The following is an 18,051-nucleotide window of genomic DNA, read 5'->3' as shown; positions in this document are numbered from 1 at the left end:
TCCGTCAGACCGCTACCAGGCCGGTAAAGCCCAGGAATGCCAAGGCCATGAGACCTGCGGTGATCAGGCCAATTGAGGCACCCCGGAAGGCTACGGGCACATCTGACACTGCAATCCGTTCACGCATTGCGGCAAACAGTACAAGCACCAGCGAGAAACCGGCAGCGGCCCCAAAGCCATACAGTACGGACTCAACGAAGTTGTTGTTTTTGTTGATGTTAAGCAGAGCAACACCGAGCACCGCGCAATTGGTGGTGATCAGCGGCAGGAAAATACCAAGCACCCGGTACAGCAAGGGGCTGGTTTTACGTACCACCATTTCAGTGAACTGAACCACGACGGCGATCACCAGGATAAAGGTGATGGTGCGTAAGAATGCCAGGTCCAGAGGCTCTAGCAGGTAGGTGTATGCAAGGTAGCTGCACACCGATGCCAGGGTCAGTACAAAGGTGGTGGCCAGAGACATGCCCATGGCGGTTTCCAGTTTTCCGGAAACCCCCATGAAGGGGCACAGTCCAAGGAACTGAACCAACACAAAGTTGTTTACCAGAATGGTGCTGACCAATATCAGCAAATACTCTGTCATTTGGAGTGTCTCTGCCTGTAGCTGCTCACATCACCCGCATGCCCGGCGTAGCGCCGGAGTCTGGGGACAGGATAAAGATATCTTTGCCACCTGGGCCGGCAGCCAGCACCATACCTTCGGACATGCCGAACTTCATTTTTCTGGCTTTCAGGTTGGCGACCATTACTGTCATACGGCCTTCCAGATCTTCTGGTTTGTAAGCAGACTTAATACCAGCAAACACATTGCGTTCGCCATGCCCTACATCAAGGGTGAGGCGAAGTAGTTTATCTGCACCGTCTACCTGCTCGGCTTTTACGATTTTGACTACCCGAAGATCCACTCTGGCGAAGTCGTTGAACTCGATTTCATCCGCAATGGGCTCCAGATCTGTAGCCGGGGCTGACTGACCTGTGGCGGCGGGCATTTCTTCTTTGGATGCATCTACCATCTTCTCGATCTGAGCCATGTCGACCCGGTTCATCAGCGGTTTGAACTTATCGATACCGTGATTTTCCAGCAGGGCCGCGCGGTTGTTCCAGTCCAGACGAAAATTCAGGAACGATTGCGTCGCATCGGCTGTCTTCGGTAGTACCGGTGCCAGATAAGTCATTAGCAGGCGGAACATGTTCAGGGCGTTGGTGCAAATAGCTTGCAGTTTGTCATCCTGCCCTTCCTGTTTGGCAATTACCCAGGGCTGTTCATCGTTTACGTACTGGTTGGCAATGTCCGCCAACTCCATGATCCGACGCATAGCGCGGCCAAATTCACGGGTTTCATAGAACTCTGCAATTTGCTCGCCGGCATCGATGAACTCTTTCAGTTTTTCCTGCTCGGTGACCTTGCCCAACTTGCCGTCAAAGCGTTTGGTGATAAAGCCAGCGCTGCGGCTTGCAATATTTACCACCTTGCCCACCAGATCGGAGTTCACCCGGGCGGCAAAGTCCTCCAGGTTCAGGTCCATATCATCTACACCACCGGTCAGTTTTGCGGCGAAGTAGTAACGCAGGTATTCCGGATTCAGATGATCCAGATAGGTGCGAGCCATGATGAAGGTGCCTCGGGACTTGGACATCTTCTTGCCATTTACCGTCACAAAACCGTGGGCCCAGACCGCCGTTGGTGTGCGGAAACCAGCGTCGTGTAGCATGGACGGCCAGAACAGCGCATGGAAATTGATGATGTCCTTGCCGATGAAGTGATACACCTCTGCCGTGGAATCCTTTTTCCAGAAGTGCTCGAAATCGATATTTTCGCGGTTACACAGATTCTTGAAGCTGGCGAGATAACCGATTGGTGCGTCCAGCCATACGTAGAAATACTTGCCTGGTGCATCCGGAATCTCAAAGCCGAAATAAGGCGCATCACGGCTGATATCCCATTCCTGCAAACCCGCATCCAGCCACTCTGCCAGCTTGTTAGCGACCTGGGGCTGCAAAGTACCACTGCGGGTCCACTTGCTCAGGAAATCCTGAAACTCGGGAAGCTTAAAGAAATAATGTTCGGATTCTTTCTCTACCGGCGTAGCACCAGAAACTGCAGATCGGGGATTGATAAGTTCAGCCGGCGTGTAAGTGGCTCCACAGACTTCACAGTTGTCACCGTACTGATCCTCAGCTTTACATTTCGGACAAGTACCCTTGATGAAACGGTCTGCCAGAAACATTTCCTTTTCCGGATCGAAAAACTGGGTGATTTTGCGTGTGGAAATGTTCCCGTTCGACTGAATCTGCCGATAAATATACTCGGAAAAATACTGGTTTTCTTCTGAGTGGGTCGAGTAATAGTTGTCGAAACGGATATGGAAATCAGCGAAGTCTTGCTGGTGTTCCTGGCGAATCCGGTCAATCAACTGTTCTGGCGTAATGCCTTCGCGCTCAGCCCGCAGCATGATAGCGGTGCCGTGGGCATCGTCGGCGCAAACGTAATAGCAGTTTTGGCCACGCATTTTCTGGTAGCGCGCCCAGATATCGGTCTGAATGTATTCCAGCAGGTGCCCAAGATGAATGGGCCCGTTGGCGTAGGGCAGAGCGCTGGTTACCAGAATGTCGCGCTGTTGATTGCTCGCTTGCGTCATGGTGATGTCCGAACCTTATGTTGATACGGGTTGGAAAGACAAACGGGGTTTTGGTAGCAATCAGAATTGATTGTTCCAGGTGAAGACCCCATATGGTCAGAAACGGCCACAGATGATACCTTCCAAGCCATCAATTTTCACCTGCATTCAGGGTGATTAGCTTATTCCGGAGACCCCGATGACCCAGATTCCCCAACAGTCGCTCGAAGCAGCCGTCCGCGAATACCGAGATCCATACCTAAATAAAGACCTTTACGAGCTGAGTGCCGTGAAATCCCTGAGTGCTGATGAGCAGGGGAACGTGACATTGATGGTCGAGCTTCCATACCCTGCCAAAGGCATCGCAGGCGGTCTTAAACAAATTGTCGCCAACGCTATAGAATTTGTTGAAGGCGTAGAAAGCGCAGAAGTCCACGTGGCCCAGAAAATTCACGCCTGCAAAATCAATAAAGAAATTGCTCCTGTTCCCGGCGTGAAAAACATTATTGCTGTCGCTTCCGGCAAGGGTGGCGTAGGTAAGTCCACCACAGCTGTCAATCTCGCTCTGGCTCTGCAGGCCGAAGGTGCAAGAGTCGGTATTCTGGACGCCGATATATATGGTCCGAGTATTGGTATGATGCTTGGCGTCCCTGAAGGTCAGCGCCCGGATGTGCGAGAAAATAAATATTTCGTGCCCATCCAGGCGCACGGTTTGCAAGCCAATTCCATGGCTTTTGTGACCACGGATAAAACCCCTATGGCCTGGCGTGGCCCTATGGTCAGCGGTGCTGTTATGCAGTTGCTGCAACAAACTCTCTGGGACGAACTGGATTATCTTGTGGTCGACATGCCTCCGGGCACAGGAGATATTCAGCTCACGCTCGGTCAGAAGGTTCCGGTAACCGGCGCAGTGATCGTAACCACTCCGCAAGACATTGCTTTGCTGGACGGTAAGAAAGGCATCGAAATGTTTCGCAAAGTGGATATCCCGGTCATCGGTGTTGTCGAAAACATGAGTGTCCATATCTGCAGCAATTGCGGTCACGAGGAGCCCCTGTTTGGCTGCGGCGGCGGTGAGCGCATTGCGGAAGAGTATGACACTGTCTTGCTGGGCCAGTTGCCTCTGCATATGACTATCCGTGAGCAAACTGACAGCGGTTCTCCGACGGTGGTTGCCGAGCCGGATTCTGAGGTTGCGCGGCGCTATCGGGATATTGCACGGAGAATCGGGGCAGAGTTGTCCACACGGGAACGAAATCTGGGTGGTACGATTGCCAGTGTTTCTGTCTCCGGGCCATAGGGTTAACCTTGGGTCGAAGAAAAATGCCCATAACCGAGATCGCTTGGATAAAAAATGCCAGGTGGCAACAAAGGCCAAGCCTTCGACAGAACGCAAGGGAAGGGGTAAACTACGCCCCAATTTTTCCCAGCTGGAAACGAGAATTCTCACATGAGCATTAAGTCCGATAAGTGGATCCGCCGGATGTCTGAAGAGCACGGCATGATCGAACCCTTCGAAGCCGGGCAAGTTCGTGAAAACGAAAAAGGCCGCGTTATCTCATACGGCACTTCAAGCTACGGTTACGATGTACGCTGCAGCAACGAATTTAAAATTTTCACTAATGTACACAGCGCCACTGTTGACCCGAAAAACTTCGACGAAAACAGTTTTGTCAACGTCACCAGCGACGTCTGCGTCATACCGCCGAACAGTTTCGCTCTTGCGCGTACTGTTGAATACTTCCGGATTCCAAGAAGCGTACTTACTATCTGCCTTGGCAAAAGTACTTACGCCCGCTGCGGTATCATCGTGAACGTAACCCCACTGGAGCCAGAGTGGGAAGGTCAGGTTACCTTGGAGTTCTCCAACACCACCAACCTGCCAGCAAAAATCTATGCCAACGAAGGTGTCGCCCAGATGCTGTTCTTTGAGTCAGATGAAATCTGCGAAACCAGCTACAAAGACCGTGGCGGTAAATACCTTGGCCAGACAGGCGTGACCCTGCCCAGGACATGAACGCCAACCAGTTTTTAAAAGCCGTCTCACAGCTACAGGGCTGGCGCGAATGCGCCTATCTGTTGGCCTTGGCCGAGCGTGCATTCCCAAACTATGCCTTGTTTGCTGATGCCGTTGGCATGAAAAGTGGCGGAAAAATGCGCCAATTGCTTGATCTGGCCTGGGGCACGCTCCAGATGGAAACCAGTGAGGCGGCTATTCCTCAGTTGCTCAGTAAGCTTGAAATCTTAAGTCCCAATGTTGAGGATTATGATGCCTACGGCGTATATCCGGCGTTCGATTTCTGCCAGTTGTTGGAACAAGCGTTGCTCAACCGTCTGAATCCCAGCAAGCATCGGGCAACGGAGGCCTCTCATTTGGCCACAAAAACCGTTATGGATTTTGTGGAAATGTCTGAAGGTGAGGGGATGGATGACGACGAACTGATTCGTTTGTTTGAGCATCACCCCCTGCTTAAGGAAGACAAAATATTTCAGCGGGATACTGTGCTCGCTCTCAAGCGCCAACGCACCCCCCGGGAAGACTTCGTTGAGGCGTTGCGTCACGATGCCGCTAATGACGGCGTCAGCAATCTCGGTATTTCTCTCGATACCTGATCATCTTTGTCCGCACTAAAATTGTCGTAACTTCGCTTAATCGCTTTTGAACGGATAAGAGCCATGAAACTCTCTGCTTTTGGTCGTAAGTTTACTGCCGACGCTGGCATCACCTCTTTGATGGATGACTTGGGTAATGCCATGGCATCCGGGGAGGGGATGATTATGATGGGTGGAGGGAATCCCGGCCACATTCCTCAGGTCCAGCAGAGAGTGCAAGAAATATTGGCGGAGATGGCGTCAGATGAGGCGCAGGTTCGCCGCCTGGTGGGAATATACGATCCCCCTCAGGGCGAAAAACAGTTTATTGCCTCGCTGGCGGATTTGCTTAACGCAGAATACGGTTGGGGGCTGACGCCTGACAATATTGCCCTGACCAATGGTAGTCAGGCTGCCTTCTTCATGCTGTTCAATATGTTTGGTGGGGATTACGGTAATGGTCAGCGTAAACATATTTTGCTACCGCTGGCACCGGAATATATCGGATATGCCGATGCCGGCATCGAACCCGGCTTGTTCCATGCTGTACAGCCAGATATCTCGTTCACCGATGCCCATGAATTCAAGTATCGTGTAGATTTTGATGCAGTAGAAGTAACCGGCGAAACTGGTGCGATCTGTGTTTCCCGGCCTACTAACCCAACTGGTAATGTCATTACCGATGAAGAGTTGGCTCGCCTTGAGGATCTGGCTCGGCAGCATAATATTCCGCTGATTGTCGATGGAGCTTATGGTACTCCGTTCCCGAGCCTGTTGTTTGTCGATGCAAAACCGACCTGGAACGAGCAGATTGTTCTGTGCCTGAGCTTGTCCAAGCTTGGATTGCCTGCAGCGCGCACCGGCATAGTGATTGCCTCTGCGCCGATTATCAAAGCATTATCTGGCATTAATGCCATTATGAATCTGGCTACCGGTAGTTTTGGTGCCATGCTGGCTGAGCCATTGGTGCGTTCTGGTGAGATCCTGTCTCTGAGTCGAGAGGTGATTTGTCCATTCTATAAGGCGAAGATGGAGGGGGCTGTTGAGGCTTTCCGGGTGGCGATGGGCGATGACAATTGCCGTTGGTATGTCCACAAGCCAGAAGGGGCAATGTTCTTGTGGCTTTGGTTCCCTGACCTTCCTGTTTCAAGTCTTGAGCTGTACCAGCGATTGAAAGAGCGTGGTGTACTGGTGGTGTCTGGGCACTATTTCTTCCCCGGATTGCCGGACGAAGAGTGGAAGCATCGCCACGAGTGCCTGCGGGTAACATACTCACAGGATGACGCTCAGGTAGCGGAAGGCCTTCGGATTATCGCCGATGAAGTGAAATCAGTCTGGGCAGAATACAGAGCCAGGGTTCAGTCTTGAACCAGGGCATCCCTTAGGCGTAACTCGTATTCGCTGCCATCAGGCTCTACCTGCAGCAAACGCGCCAGAAGGTAGTCCAGCTCTGGGTCAAACCACATCAGGGTTTGGCGTTTTGCACCTTCACCCCGGACCTTTTCGGCTTTTAAGGTTTTCATTGTACGACCTTTGTCGCTCAGAATTTCTTCAGCGATGACCGCAAAGTGGTCGGTGTCGTAATTGCCCTTGTTGAGCACCCGGTAGGTGATGTCGCGCTTGCCGGCTTTCAGGTCCTGATGGAGTTGAAGTTGGTAACCCAGAGGGTCCAGGGTTCCTTCCTCAAGCTCTACTTCAAACGCCTTGTCGCGGTACTCGCCTCTAGCGATGCCACTCTGCCAGTCAAAATCGATAGACTGCTTTCGGTCTTTAATCAGGAATCCTGACAGGTTGTATCGATACCTCAAGGGTATAACTCGCCCGTCTTCCCACTTAAAAATTAAAGATTCATCGATGTCGGCAATGAATGAGTCAACGTCTGTGCGGTAAAGCCACACGTTGTTGCCTTGGTCTGTCAGGGTGCGAACGCCTTTACCGTTCAGGCTGACACCTTTGGACATTGAGGCTGTGTAGCTGGCCTTGTAGGGTGTTAGCACCGGGGATGACGGATTCTCAGCTGAGGCGCTCAGCGCGAGGTTGCTGAGCATTAGCCCCGCAAGCAGTGTGATGATCCTGGTTGGTGCTTTATAGTTGTGCATCCATTTGCCTCTTCTACTGTCTATGCGTAGACAGTTTAGCCTTTCCCTGGCCTTGGGAAGATGACAGTCTGTTCAGTTGTCAGAGAGTCGCATAGGGTTTGGGAGTAACTCTCCATCAAACTGAACACCTCCTGCTGCAAGCTGAATGCGACCTTCACAAAACCAGCGCAGAACAATCGGATACAGGGTGTGTTCCTGCTGCAGAACGCGCTCAGCCAAGGATTCTGGCGTGTCGTTGTCGTTTACGGCTATTTCAGCCTGAGCGATTACGGGCCCTCCATCCAACTCTTCGGTGACAAAGTGAATGGATACGCCGTGAACTTTATCGCCGGCTTCCAGCACCCTTTGGTGTGTGTTCAGACCTGTGTAAGCGGGGAGCAGGGATGGATGGATGTTCAGCATCCGGCCGCGGAAAGCGCGGACGAAATCTGGCGTCAGAATGCGCATGAAGCCTGCAAGAACGATAACGTCCGGGTTTTTCCGGTGAAGCTCTGCCAGCAGGGCGGCATCAAATTCTTCCCGTGAACCGAATTTCGTATGGTCAATCACGAAGGTATCGATATTTGCCTGGGCTGCTCGTTCCAGTGCAAAGGCTTCTGGGCGATTGCTGCCAACAGCGATGATCTCGCCGGGAAAGTTTCTTTCCCGGCTGGCATCAATCAGCGCTTGCAGATTTGTGCCGCTGCCCGAAGCCAGAACGACAATTTTTGGTAGCGGCGAGGGATCTGCCTTCATGCTTTCAGTAATCCTGGAGCGTAACGAATTTCTGATGCCGAGCTGCTGGTTTCTGCTGTTTCAATGACGCCAACCTGCCAGACTCTTTCGCCCAGTGTTTTCAAGGTGTCGATGGCCAGATCCTTCTGGTCTGCTGGTACGCATACAATCATGCCAATACCGCAATTGAAGGTGCGATACATTTCTTCTGCAGCCACGCCGCCCGCATTTTTCAGCCACTGGAATACCGGAGGTAGTTCCCAGCTTTCGGTATCAATTGCAGCGATAGTGCCTTCCGGAAGCACTCTGGGAATATTTTCAGGCAGCCCGCCACCAGTGATATGCGACATTGCGTTGACGTCTACTTTACGAATGAGTTCTAGTAGATTCTTTACATAAATGCGGGTGGGTGCCATGAGTGAATCTGCCAGGGTGCTGTCGCCCATCGGCTGGCTCAGGTCAGCACCGCTTACTTCGATGATTTTGCGAATCAGGGAGTAGCCATTTGAATGTGGGCCTGACGAGCCCAGTGCCAGTAATACGTCTCCTGATTTAACCCGGCTGCCGTCCAGAATGTTGTTACGTTCAACAACGCCCACGCAGAATCCGGCGAGGTCATAGTCTTCGCCTTCGTACATGCCGGGCATTTCGGCTGTTTCGCCACCAACCAGAGCGCATCCTGATAATTCGCAGCCCTTGCCGATGCCTTCAACTACTTGAGCGGCAATATCAACGTTCAGTTTGCCGGTTGCGTAATAGTCCAGGAAGAACAGAGGTTCTGCACCGCCAACGATTAAATCGTTTACGCACATGGCCACCAGGTCGATGCCAATACTGTCATGCTTTTGAAGTTGCATGGCCAAACGAAGTTTGGTGCCTACTCCATCAGTGCCGGAGACCAGAACGGGTTCTTTGTATCCCGACGGAATGGACACCATGGCGCCAAAGCCGCCGAGCCCGCCAAGTACTTCGGGGCGGCGGGTTTTGGCCGCAGTATTCTTTATGCGGTTAACCAGTTCGTTACCAGCATCAATATCAACACCAGCATCGCGATAGGTGAGGGAGGGCTTCTGTTCGCTCATGGAAAATAACCGTTGGACAATGGGTCTGGCCGCGGATTTTAACAGGTGGGCTCAGGGCGGCCAACCGGAATTCCCGATACAGGCACGATTCCTCTATTTATATATTGCCAAACGGCAAGGCGGGCCTTGCTACTCAGCTGACAGGTGATGGTGTATCCTGTGCGCGAATCATGGGAACGGCAGGGTGCTACATCTACATGACGAAATCAGTTAATGGATATTCAGCAAGAATGATACGAGCAACGCTGGTCGCCATCGCTATGGTTAGTGCCTTGTTTGTCGCTGCGCCTGCAGTGGCAGTGACTACTACAGGACTCTATAACGCAGATGTGCCGGTGTCCGGCACAGGGGCGTCCGATTTAAAAGCTGGTTATGTGGCAGGGCTGAAGGAGGTGTTGGTCAGAGTGTCGGGGAGCAGAGATGTTTTGCAACTCGAGGGCGCTGACGAACTTCTTGATAATGCAGAATCGTTATTGTTGTCCTATCAGGTCGGACAGAGTCCGGGACAAGCCCGTCTTGAGATGAATTTTGGCGCGGTTGGTGTGAATCGTGCCTTGGCGGCTATAGGTGCGCCCGTGTGGGGAGCTAATCGCCCGTTGACTCTGGCCTGGATCGCAATCGAAGATCGTGGTCAGCGTCAATTGATTACTCATTCTGAAACACCGGATTCTTTGTCTGACGGGGCCGGAATGTGGCGTCAGCTTTTTAGGGCTGCCGCATCTGAGCGCGGCCTGCCAGTGGCCTTTCCTCCGGACCGTTTCGAAGGGGACAGGGCATTGTTGTCTGACCTGTGGGGCCAGTTTGTCGGGCGTATTGATAACGCTTCCAAAGGCCTCCCCAATGATGTAATGGCCCTGATGCGCATTAGCCGCTCCGGCGGGCAATGGCGTGCAGGCTGGGTGTTTAAAGGCATGGGTATGGATGCAAGCGAACGCTCTGCCAATGCCGAAAGCCCGGAAGCTCTTGTTGTCAAAGTTGTGGATCAGTGGGCGGAGCTTTATGCCAGTCGCTATGCGGTATCTGCAGGTAATGTCGGGGACTCGCCAAAGGTAGATGTTGTTCTGGACGGCGTTACTACTTTGGCGGACTACGGCAATGTGGTTAAAGCGCTTCAGGGACTGACGCCGGTGCGCGCTGTAGGGCCTTCGCGTATCCGGGGTGAGCGGCTTACAGTGCAGGTAACGTTTACCGGAGAGTTGAACCAGTTGCGTGAATACATCGCTCTTGATTCGAGATTTGTAATGCAGGAAGCAAAAAATATGGCTCCTCCCGCAAGGTCGCCGGTTGAGCAGACTGCTCCTGCCATTAAGCCTGTGACAGGCGAGTCCGGTGTCGGAACCGTTGGTAGTAGTGCGGCGCTTGCGTATCAGCCTTTGCCAGAAGGGGATGAGCAGGATGCCGCACAGGCTTTTGAATCTCTGTATGAGGTGCTGTACTACCGTTGGCAGTTAGCACCAGGCAATGGTGATGGCGACTGATAATCTGATGGGGGCTGCCACGTGAAATCGCAGCAGTGGCGCTGGATTCCCAATGCCCTGACGTTTTTGCGGATCATTCTGATCATTCCGTTTGCCGCTGCCTTGCTTGATGGGGGGTACCGGCTGGCTCTGTTGATCTTTATTGTGGCTGCTTTTACTGATGCAGTAGATGGTTTTCTTGCCCGGTATTTCGGCTGGAAGAGCCGGCTTGGTGCGATTGCTGACCCCCTGGCAGACAAAGCTTTGTTAATAACAGCTTACCTGATGTTAACGATCACCGGTATTTTGCCTGTCTGGCTGTTTGGTCTGGTGCTGGGGCGCGACCTGATTATCGTATGCGGTGGCTTAGCTTATCATTATGGTGTGGGGCGCTTCGAAATGGAGCCGAGTATCCCGGGGAAATTTAACACCTTTATCCAGATACTTGTGGTTCTGGCCATTATTATTCTGTTGGCGGACCTGCCTATGGAATCATGGATTCGGGACGCGGGCATCTGGCTGGTAGCCATTTCGGCTGTGTATAGTGGCGGACATTATGTTCTTGTGTGGAGCTTAAGGGCCTGGAGGGCAATGCGGTCGTGATACCGTCTCAAATGATCCTCGGGGTCAAGCTCAGGGATGACGCTCGTTTCGACAATTTTCATGGGGCCCGGAACCGGGAGGTAGCCCGACGCCTTGAAGCTGTATGCCAGGCTCCTCAGGGGTTGCCGGCTGTAGTTATTTGCGGTGATTCAGATACTGGCAAGAGTCACTTGCTTCAGGCTACCTGTCATAAGGCTGAGCAATTGGGGCGTGGCGGAGTTTGCATTAGTATTACTGAGCTGCTGCCTTTTGGGCCGGAGGCTCTGGCAGGTCTTGAGGCGCATCCCATCGTCTGCCTCGATGACCTTGATATAATTGCAGGCAACGCGAATTGGGAAGAAGCCATTTTTCACCTTTATAACCGGGTGCTTGATCATGGTGGTCTGTTGGTGGTGACTTTGTCTGAAGTTCCCGGGTCTCTGCCTTTCGACCTGCCGGATCTTGTTTCGAGACTGTCTCACGGCTTGCTCCTCCAGTTGGGGCTGTATCGCGATGAAGACAGGATGCACATACTGATGGCGCGAGCAGAGCAGCGGGGCCTGGTAATGAGTGATGATGTGGCTGGCTACATTATGCGCAGAGCGCCGAGAAAGCTCGGTGAGTTGCTGGGGATTCTGGATACGCTGGATGAAAATTCCCTTCAGGCCCAGCGGCGGCTGACCATCCCCTTCGTGAAAGCTGTCATGGGCTGGTAGCCAGCTGATAATAAAGAAAATAAAACTATAAATATTCTTGGAGAGACGACATGAGACGGGTTGTATTCAACCAGAAAGGCGGCGTGGGCAAGTCCAGTATTACCTGTAACCTTGCGGCTATCAGCGCTGCCAGGGGAAAGCGTACCTTGGTGGTGGACCTGGACCCTCAGGGCAACTCAACACATTACCTTCTCGGGAAACCGGCCTCTGAACTCAAGGATACGGTTGCAGACTTACTGGAGCAGACGGTAGCTTTCAGCATGTTTACTCGCCGTCCGGATGAGTTTGTCCACGCTACGCCTTTCGACAATCTCTTTGTTTTGCCATCCAGTCCGGAGCTTGATTTCCTTGAGCGGAAACTTGAAGCCAAGCATAAAATTTACAAGCTGCGTGAGTTTCTGAAGAAGCTCGGTGACAGTTTTGATGAAATCTTTATTGATACTGCACCTGCTCTTAATTTCTATACTCGCTCGGCTCTGATTGCAGCACAACGTTGTCTGATCCCATTTGATTGCGATGATTTCTCTCGCCAGGCGCTGTATAGCATTCTGAATGAAATTCGCGAGTTGCAGGAAGATCACAACGAGGAGCTGGTTGTTGAAGGTATTGTCGCTAACCAATTCCAGCCAAGGGCTAGCCTGCCCAAAAAATTGGTCAGAGAGCTTATTGAAGAAGGGTTGCCGGTGCTGCCAGTGCGTTTAACCAGCTCTGTGAAGATGAAGGAGTCGCACCAAAGCCGGCAGCCGCTAATATATATGGCGCCGAAGCATGCGCTAACCAGACAATTTGAAGATCTTTATCGGATTTTGCACGGTGAAACCGTGGAGTTGGAACCACTTGCTGATTGATGGAGTGACAGTGCATGAGTGAGGTGCAGAGCCATTTGGAGCGGGTTGCCGATAGCTTGCTTCAGATTGAGTTGGAGCTCAGGCAGTTGGATGCGTGGCAATTGGAGGCACTACCTCCGGAGGCTTTTGAGAGCACCCAGCCGTTTTGCCTGGACACCATGGAGTTTACCCAGTGGCTCCAGTTCGTTTTTCTTGAGCGGATGAGACAGTTAGTGGAGGCTGGGCGGCCTTTACCTTCGGTATCTGGTATTGCTCCGATGGCTGAAGAGTACTTCAGGGGCAGGAATCTGCCGGGCGCCAGGCTGACCCGGGCGCTGAAACATATGGACGACCTGCTGTCAGGCAGTTGATCTGTGATGCGCCCAGGGTGTTATTCCAGGCGCATGGATAAATCGATGGCTTTAACATCTTTGGTCAGAGCACCGATGGAAATGTAATCCACGCCGGTTTCAGCGATGGGCACCAGAGTCTGCTCATTGATACCTCCGGATGCTTCAAGTCTGGCTCGCCCCCCAACCAGTTTCACAGCCTGCTCCATGTCGGCCAGGGAAAACTCATCCAGCATGATAATGTCTGCGCCGGCGTCCAGAGCTTGTTTCAGCTCTTCCAGATTTTCAGTTTCTACTTCAACAGGTTTGCCTGGAGCAATTCGGTGCGCTTCTGCAACAGCGGCAGCAATAGATCCGCAGGCAGCGATGTGGTTTTCCTTGATAAGGAACGCATCCCACAGACCTAACCGGTGATTGCCGCACCCGCCACAGGATACCGCATACTTTTGTGCAAGCCTCAGCCCTGGCAAGGTTTTCCGGGTGTCGAGCAGGCGCACTTTGGTATGAGCAACCCGGGAGGCATACGCGGCACACTGTGTTGCCACTCCGGATAGGCTCTGCAGCCAGTTCAGAGCAGACCTTTCAGCGGTCAGAAGCGACCTGGCCGGGCCAGACATACGGAAGATGATGTCGTTGGGTTGCAGATCGTCACCATCATTGAACATCCATTCCAGGTGAACGCCAGGGTCTACCTGCCTGAAAACTTCGTTAACCCAATCTTTTCCTGAAAGGCGTGCGGGCTCACGAGTGATAACACGGCCTTGTGCCTGCTTGTCTGCAGGAATCAGCATTGCAGTGATATCGCCATCGCCAATATCCTCGCGAAGGCTTTGTGCGACAGTTTCTATGCGGGCCTGGCGAAGCAGTTCAGGGGTGATCATGATGGCTGTCCGGCTCTGAAAGGTGAATGATGTTTAAGTAGGGGCGCAATTCTACTGCGCGTTCGGGTTTTATCAAAATGACGGGCACAGATAATGCAAAGTGTGACTCAGTTCTATATCGAACAAAAGGTGACAATTTCTGACACAAGGTGACACGCCCCGCCTATATGATGTACATAGAGCGTGTTTTAACATTATTTAACAGGTTTGAACCGGAGTATCTCCATGGCGCAAGACAATAAGGTCGTTCACTTGGGGGGGCAGGCGTCGATAGGTAGATTTTCTCTGCCGGTGGCGTTGGTGCGGCTCCGTGATACTTCGGGGCAATCCCTGAAGACAGTATTGGCGCGTTTTTTTGAGCAGGCAGACGACAGCTTGTTTGCATTAGCCGATCGGGCGGGCTCTAACCAGGATCAGACTGCCTATTTTGATGCTATGCGGGAGTTGCGGTTGCAGCGCAAGTCCATGACCGTTTCGATTCTCCAGTATGTAAGTCAGGCGTTTAATGAGTTGGGGCGGTTTAATCCAGTCAGCAAAAGTAATTCGCTGGAAGAGGTTGATCCTGACTCATTGAGTCTGGTTGACCATTCAGACCTTGAGCAGCAAGTTGCGATGGAAAATCTGATCAACCGGCTGCGTAACCGGTATCAGGAATCTTTGAGTTTGCTGACGGCCAGAGTGAGGCATCTGGTGCCCGAACTGTCATTGGCGGAAGTTCAGATGCCGCTTAGCCCAGAAGTTCTCTGTGGCGGCATAGCTGAGGCCTGTGCTGGCTTGGATATTGATATACGAGCCAAGCTGGTTATTCTCAAATTGTTTGAGCGCATGCTGACGGAACAGCTTGGAGATTTTTATCAGGTCTGTAACCAGACTCTGATTGCAGAAGGCGTTATGCCGGAAATGAAAAAGCCACCTGCGGCCGGGCCCCAGGTGCCGCATAGGCGTGTTATGCCAGCATCCGCACATTCCGGGGGCGATGGTGAATTCATCGCGCAATCCCGTTATACGCAAAGTCCGGCGACGCCGACATTCAATGAATTAAGTGCCTTGCTGCATCAAGGCCGCGGGCACTCAGGGGGGGCACTGCAGCCTGGTACAGTGGTTCTTGATACCGACCGGTTGATGGCGCGGTTGAACGAGCTTCAAGGTTCGTTACAAAACTATCAGGGTGATCAGGTCGCGCCTCTGAGAGATCAATTACAGACAGTACTGCAATCTCCGGAAGGTGACAGGGCGACTGTAGACCAGGTTGACGGGGATGTCATTAATCTGGTTTCCATGTTGTTTGATTTCATTCTGGAAGATCGACAGCTTCACTCGGTTATGAAAGCGCTCATCGGGCGTTTGCAGATACCGGTACTAAAAGTCGCATTGAGTGACCGGAATTTTTTCAATCGTGGTGGGCACCCGGTTCGGAAATTGCTGAACGAGCTGGCTCTGGCAGCAATTGGTTGGACAGAAAAACGCCCGGGCATTCGGGATCCGCTGCGTGACAAAATTGAAGAGGTCGTTGGGCGGGTGCTGTCTGAATTCACGGAGAGTGTTGAGCTATTCGAAGAGCTCCTGACCGATTTTGGTCATTTCATGGATCTGGATCGTCGACGCAGGGAGTTGGTGGAACAGCGTTTAAGAGACGCGGAAGAGGGTAGAGCGCGACAGGAGCGTGCTAACCAGGCAGCGGTTGATTTGATTCAGGAACAGATCGAGAACCATGAAATACCTGACTCGGTTCTTCAGCTGCTGAACGAACCCTGGTCGCGCTACCTGCAGTGGGTTGCTTTGCGCCATGGCGAAGATAGCTCTTTGTGGGCACACGCCTGTGAGCTCACGGGTCGCTTGGTATGGAGTGTCGATCCGCAGCCAGTGTCAGCCGACACCCGTTCGGAGTTGTTGCGGGCGATTCCTGAGGTGGTCGAGGATTTAAGGAAAGCGCTTCAGGAAATATCCTGGGATCCCTTCGCGACAGATGCTGTTATCAGGGACCTGGAGTTGGTCCATGTTGATGTTTTCCAAAAACTGGTGACTGCACCGGTAGAAAGGACGAATGACGTTTCAGCTCACCCGGATGTTTCTGAAGTTGAAGCGGATGTTGCTGGATATGCAGAACCGGTTATTGCCGTGCCAGATGCATTGTCCGACACTCCGGAGGATGCTGAGGACACGGATACTTCTCCGTCGGTGGAAATTGTAGATGAATCATCTGCCGATACGGTGCCTGTTGCTGCGCCAGCTCAAGAGTGGCTTGAAAGTGCGGATCAGTTGCGCGTTGGCTCCTGGCTGGAGTTGCAGCGAGACGGCACTCGGTTGCGCTGTAAGCTGGCGGCATTTATTAAAGCAACCGGGAAGTACATTTTTGTAAATCGAAGCGGTGCAAAGGTTGCAGAATACCTTCGGGATGAACTGGCCCAGGCCATGCAAGATGGGGAAGTTATCTTGCTGGATGACGGATTGATTTTTGACCGTGCCCTGGAGTCGATTATTGATAACCTTCGGCACAGTCGGAAAGATTGATTGTGCCATGCCCGCTTCGGCATTTCATAGCATCTGCAGGCGCTTTGTGATTCAATCAAAAGCGATGAATCACTCATTGCACCTACGGATGAGCCTTGCCTAACACACGATCTGACATTTCTGATGTATTTTCTATTACCACTCAGTTCAGCGAGCAGGTTGAACGGTTAAGAGTGACTGGCCGGTTCCACGGTAGCCGATGGTGCCCCTCCCCAAACTTTGGCCCCAGACCTGAAGGCTCCAGTATTTCCTTGTTGGTGGTGCACAATATCAGTCTTCCTCCGGGGCAGTTTGGCGGTCCTTATATTGAACAGTTTTTCTGTAATCAGCTTGACCGGAATGCGCACCCCTATTTTTCAGAAATCGCTGATATGCAGGTGTCAGCCCATGCCTTGGTTCGAAGAGATGGCTCCGTTGTACAGTTTGTGAGTTGTCTTGACCGGGCCTGGCATGCAGGCCGTTCGTGTTTTGGATCTGAAGAGGAGTGCAACGATTTTTCGATTGGCGTTGAGCTGGAGGGTGCTGACGACATTCCGTACACCGAACGTCAGTACCAAACGCTGGCGCGCCTCACTGCATTAACTATGGCTGCGTGGCCTGCAGTAACGCCTGGCCGCATCACCGGACATTGCGACATTGCACCTGGTAGAAAAACAGATCCCGGGCCGGCTTTCCATTGGGCTCATTTTCGAAGGCTTCTGAAAATAACGGAGAACATCTGAATGGTTCTGGTGGTTTTTCTGTTTGCATACATTATTCGCCGGAAGCTGGATCGTCTGGAAACATTCCGTGGGGATGGTCTTTGGCGTACTTGGCTGCACTGGGGAACAAAGGTAAAAGCGGGTCATGAGCAAGCGCTTGCCAAGGGTTATGGAGTGATCGTGTTACCGGCTCTTGGCCTGATCGCTTTGACGATTGTCGCCGAACGGACAGGATTCCGGCTTGCAATCTATCCACTTGAGTTGTTGGTGCTGGTACTGTTGATGGGGGTGCCTGGCTGGAGAGCAGCGTTAAAAGCCTATTCGGAAGCCTGGCATCGAGGAGACATGCAGAGTGCCTGGTATCATGTTCGGGATCGGCTTCCTGCAGCGGAGCGGGGTGCTGCACTCTCTCCTGATGCTTTACATTTATCGGTGTCGAAGGCCTTGATGGTGTCGGCTTTTGAAGGATTCTTCTTGGTTGTTTTCTGGTATGTCGTTGGGGGCATAGGCATGGCGTTGCTGGCCAGGGGTTTGGTAGCACTTGCTGAGCAATGGCCGCAAGAAGGCGCAAGGCCAGCATACAGAAAAGCGGCGGACTGGGTTAGCTGGCTACCAGCCAGACTGCTTTCCTGCACTTTTGGTCTGGCGGGAGATCTTGCAGGCTGGTCGCGTGAAGTTGGCCAGGTTATACCGGGTCTCAAAAAATCGACGTCGGAAGTCCTAATGATTTCCGCTAACGGGTCGTTAACCGGGTATGCACTTGATCCGGAGCGTTTCTCTCAGGTGCACCCGGAGGAGTGGCCCCGTTTCGGCGGGCGCAGCCTGATTGCCATCAGGGACCTGCTAAACCGAAGCATGCTGGTCTGGATATGCGCAATTGCGTTGCTGGTTATCTCCGGAGTGGTATAAGTGGAATAA

General features: G+C 52.5%; 18 protein-coding genes. 12 read left to right on the top strand and 6 right to left on the bottom strand.

What is annotated here, in order from left to right:
• Nucleotides 1-4 precede the first annotated feature (4 nt).
• Nucleotides 5-586, bottom strand: a complete 582-nt coding sequence (rsxA, locus tag ABYA77_RS01090) for an electron transport complex subunit RsxA (protein ID WP_058090326.1) — start codon at nt 584-586, stop codon at nt 5-7.
• Nucleotides 587-611: 25 nt separating this feature from the next.
• Complete coding sequence (gene metG, locus ABYA77_RS01085; RefSeq protein WP_372964074.1) at nt 612-2,642, bottom strand: methionine--tRNA ligase; 2,031 nt, start codon at nt 2,640-2,642, stop codon at nt 612-614.
• A gap of 178 nt (nt 2,643-2,820) precedes the next feature.
• Here metG and apbC point away from each other — a divergent pair, with 178 nt between their 5' ends.
• The 4 genes from apbC (at nt 2,821) to ABYA77_RS01065 (ending at nt 6,581) form a co-directional block, all read left to right on the top strand.
• Nucleotides 2,821-3,921: an iron-sulfur cluster carrier protein ApbC gene (gene apbC, locus ABYA77_RS01080; RefSeq protein WP_372964073.1), complete on the top strand. Its 1,101-nt coding sequence runs from the start codon at nt 2,821-2,823 to the stop codon at nt 3,919-3,921.
• A gap of 150 nt (nt 3,922-4,071) precedes the next feature.
• Nucleotides 4,072-4,638 (top strand): dCTP deaminase, encoded by a 567-nt coding sequence (dcd, locus tag ABYA77_RS01075; RefSeq protein ID WP_372964072.1) that lies wholly within the window; start codon nt 4,072-4,074, stop codon nt 4,636-4,638.
• Complete coding sequence (locus ABYA77_RS01070) at nt 4,635-5,234, top strand: YjaG family protein (protein WP_372964071.1); 600 nt, start codon at nt 4,635-4,637, stop codon at nt 5,232-5,234. Before dcd ends, ABYA77_RS01070 begins: the two co-directional genes overlap by 4 nt.
• A gap of 63 nt (nt 5,235-5,297) precedes the next feature.
• Complete coding sequence (locus ABYA77_RS01065) at nt 5,298-6,581, top strand: valine--pyruvate transaminase (RefSeq protein ID WP_372964070.1); 1,284 nt, start codon at nt 5,298-5,300, stop codon at nt 6,579-6,581.
• Here ABYA77_RS01065 and ABYA77_RS01060 read toward each other — a convergent pair.
• The 3 genes from ABYA77_RS01060 to purM all read right to left on the bottom strand — a co-directional run bounded on the left by ABYA77_RS01060 (nt 6,572) and on the right by purM (nt 9,108).
• Nucleotides 6,572-7,312: a DUF3108 domain-containing protein gene (locus tag ABYA77_RS01060; RefSeq protein WP_372964069.1), complete on the bottom strand. Its 741-nt coding sequence runs from the start codon at nt 7,310-7,312 to the stop codon at nt 6,572-6,574. The two genes, ABYA77_RS01065 and ABYA77_RS01060, sit on opposite strands and share 10 nt — an antisense overlap.
• A 72-nt stretch (nt 7,313-7,384) precedes the next feature.
• A complete protein-coding gene (purN, locus tag ABYA77_RS01055; RefSeq protein ID WP_372964068.1) occupies nt 7,385-8,047 on the bottom strand; it encodes a phosphoribosylglycinamide formyltransferase in 663 nt (220 codons plus the stop codon).
• Entirely contained in the window at nt 8,044-9,108 is a 1,065-nt protein-coding gene (gene purM / locus ABYA77_RS01050; RefSeq protein WP_372964067.1) for a phosphoribosylformylglycinamidine cyclo-ligase, read from the bottom strand. The genes purN and purM overlap by 4 nt, the downstream gene beginning before the upstream one ends.
• Nucleotides 9,109-9,338: 230 nt before the next feature.
• Here purM and ABYA77_RS01045 point away from each other — a divergent pair, with 230 nt between their 5' ends.
• Genes ABYA77_RS01045 through ABYA77_RS01025 form a run of 5 tightly spaced genes read left to right on the top strand, consistent with a single transcriptional unit; the run spans nt 9,339 to nt 13,061 of the window.
• Nucleotides 9,339-10,586 carry a DUF2066 domain-containing protein gene (locus ABYA77_RS01045; protein ID WP_372964066.1) on the top strand — a complete coding sequence of 416 codons (1,248 nt, stop codon included), beginning with the start codon at nt 9,339-9,341 and terminating at the stop codon, nt 10,584-10,586.
• Between the two features lie 21 nt (nt 10,587-10,607).
• Nucleotides 10,608-11,168, top strand: a complete 561-nt coding sequence (locus ABYA77_RS01040) for a CDP-alcohol phosphatidyltransferase family protein (RefSeq protein WP_372964065.1) — start codon at nt 10,608-10,610, stop codon at nt 11,166-11,168.
• 11 nt (nt 11,169-11,179) lie between these two features.
• Nucleotides 11,180-11,863 carry a DnaA regulatory inactivator Hda gene (hda, locus tag ABYA77_RS01035; protein ID WP_372964126.1) on the top strand — a complete coding sequence of 228 codons (684 nt, stop codon included), beginning with the start codon at nt 11,180-11,182 and terminating at the stop codon, nt 11,861-11,863.
• A gap of 50 nt (nt 11,864-11,913) precedes the next feature.
• The gene (locus ABYA77_RS01030; RefSeq protein WP_372964064.1) at nt 11,914-12,711 is read left to right on the top strand and encodes a ParA family protein; all 798 of its coding nucleotides are present in this window, start codon (nt 11,914-11,916) and stop codon (nt 12,709-12,711) included.
• Nucleotides 12,712-12,725: 14 nt separating this feature from the next.
• Nucleotides 12,726-13,061 (top strand): YqcC family protein, encoded by a 336-nt coding sequence (locus ABYA77_RS01025; RefSeq protein WP_372964063.1) that lies wholly within the window; start codon nt 12,726-12,728, stop codon nt 13,059-13,061.
• 20 nt (nt 13,062-13,081) lie between these two features.
• Here the strand turns inward: ABYA77_RS01025 and nadC are convergent, their stop codons facing one another.
• Nucleotides 13,082-13,921, bottom strand: a complete 840-nt coding sequence (nadC, locus tag ABYA77_RS01020) for a carboxylating nicotinate-nucleotide diphosphorylase (RefSeq protein ID WP_372964062.1) — start codon at nt 13,919-13,921, stop codon at nt 13,082-13,084.
• Between the two features lie 225 nt (nt 13,922-14,146).
• On the opposite strand from nadC, the gene ABYA77_RS01015 reads away from it, so the two are divergent.
• From ABYA77_RS01015 to ABYA77_RS01005, 3 genes are all read left to right on the top strand, one after another.
• On the top strand, nt 14,147-16,432 hold the full coding sequence (locus tag ABYA77_RS01015) for a DUF1631 domain-containing protein (protein ID WP_372964061.1): 2,286 nt from the start codon (nt 14,147-14,149) through the stop codon (nt 16,430-16,432).
• Nucleotides 16,433-16,566: 134 nt separating this feature from the next.
• Entirely contained in the window at nt 16,567-17,154 is a 588-nt protein-coding gene (gene ampD, locus ABYA77_RS01010) for a 1,6-anhydro-N-acetylmuramyl-L-alanine amidase AmpD (RefSeq protein ID WP_372964125.1), read from the top strand.
• The gene (locus ABYA77_RS01005) at nt 17,155-18,042 is read left to right on the top strand and encodes a histidine kinase (protein WP_372964060.1); all 888 of its coding nucleotides are present in this window, start codon (nt 17,155-17,157) and stop codon (nt 18,040-18,042) included.
• Nucleotides 18,043-18,051: the final 9 nt, after the last annotated feature.

This window comes from Marinobacter sp. (genome assembly GCF_041595835.1).
Classification (GTDB): domain Bacteria; phylum Pseudomonadota; class Gammaproteobacteria; order Pseudomonadales; family Oleiphilaceae; genus Marinobacter.
The sequence above is the reverse complement of the archived record's forward strand: the minus strand, read 5'-3'. Positions and strand labels throughout refer to the sequence as shown.

What these genes read in the sequence shown, in the direction of transcription:
- ABYA77_RS01005 (WP_372964060.1), top strand. Translation starts at nt 17,155, where the DNA reads ATGGTTCTGGTGGTTTTTCTGTTTGCATACATTATTCGCCGGAAGCTG.
- purN (WP_372964068.1), bottom strand. Translation starts at nt 8,047, where the DNA reads ATGAAGGCAGATCCCTCGCCGCTACCAAAAATTGTCGTTCTGGCTTCG.
- metG (WP_372964074.1), bottom strand. Translation starts at nt 2,642, where the DNA reads ATGACGCAAGCGAGCAATCAACAGCGCGACATTCTGGTAACCAGCGCT.
- hda (WP_372964126.1), top strand. Translation starts at nt 11,180, where the DNA reads ATGATCCTCGGGGTCAAGCTCAGGGATGACGCTCGTTTCGACAATTTT.
- ABYA77_RS01025 (WP_372964063.1), top strand. Translation starts at nt 12,726, where the DNA reads ATGAGTGAGGTGCAGAGCCATTTGGAGCGGGTTGCCGATAGCTTGCTT.
- dcd (WP_372964072.1), top strand. Translation starts at nt 4,072, where the DNA reads ATGAGCATTAAGTCCGATAAGTGGATCCGCCGGATGTCTGAAGAGCAC.
- apbC (WP_372964073.1), top strand. Translation starts at nt 2,821, where the DNA reads ATGACCCAGATTCCCCAACAGTCGCTCGAAGCAGCCGTCCGCGAATAC.
- ABYA77_RS01060 (WP_372964069.1), bottom strand. Translation starts at nt 7,312, where the DNA reads ATGCACAACTATAAAGCACCAACCAGGATCATCACACTGCTTGCGGGG.
- ABYA77_RS01045 (WP_372964066.1), top strand. Translation starts at nt 9,339, where the DNA reads ATGATACGAGCAACGCTGGTCGCCATCGCTATGGTTAGTGCCTTGTTT.
- ABYA77_RS01070 (WP_372964071.1), top strand. Translation starts at nt 4,635, where the DNA reads ATGAACGCCAACCAGTTTTTAAAAGCCGTCTCACAGCTACAGGGCTGG.
- purM (WP_372964067.1), bottom strand. Translation starts at nt 9,108, where the DNA reads ATGAGCGAACAGAAGCCCTCCCTCACCTATCGCGATGCTGGTGTTGAT.
- ABYA77_RS01065 (WP_372964070.1), top strand. Translation starts at nt 5,298, where the DNA reads ATGAAACTCTCTGCTTTTGGTCGTAAGTTTACTGCCGACGCTGGCATC.
- ABYA77_RS01015 (WP_372964061.1), top strand. Translation starts at nt 14,147, where the DNA reads ATGGCGCAAGACAATAAGGTCGTTCACTTGGGGGGGCAGGCGTCGATA.
- nadC (WP_372964062.1), bottom strand. Translation starts at nt 13,921, where the DNA reads ATGATCACCCCTGAACTGCTTCGCCAGGCCCGCATAGAAACTGTCGCA.
- ABYA77_RS01030 (WP_372964064.1), top strand. Translation starts at nt 11,914, where the DNA reads ATGAGACGGGTTGTATTCAACCAGAAAGGCGGCGTGGGCAAGTCCAGT.
- rsxA (WP_058090326.1), bottom strand. Translation starts at nt 586, where the DNA reads ATGACAGAGTATTTGCTGATATTGGTCAGCACCATTCTGGTAAACAAC.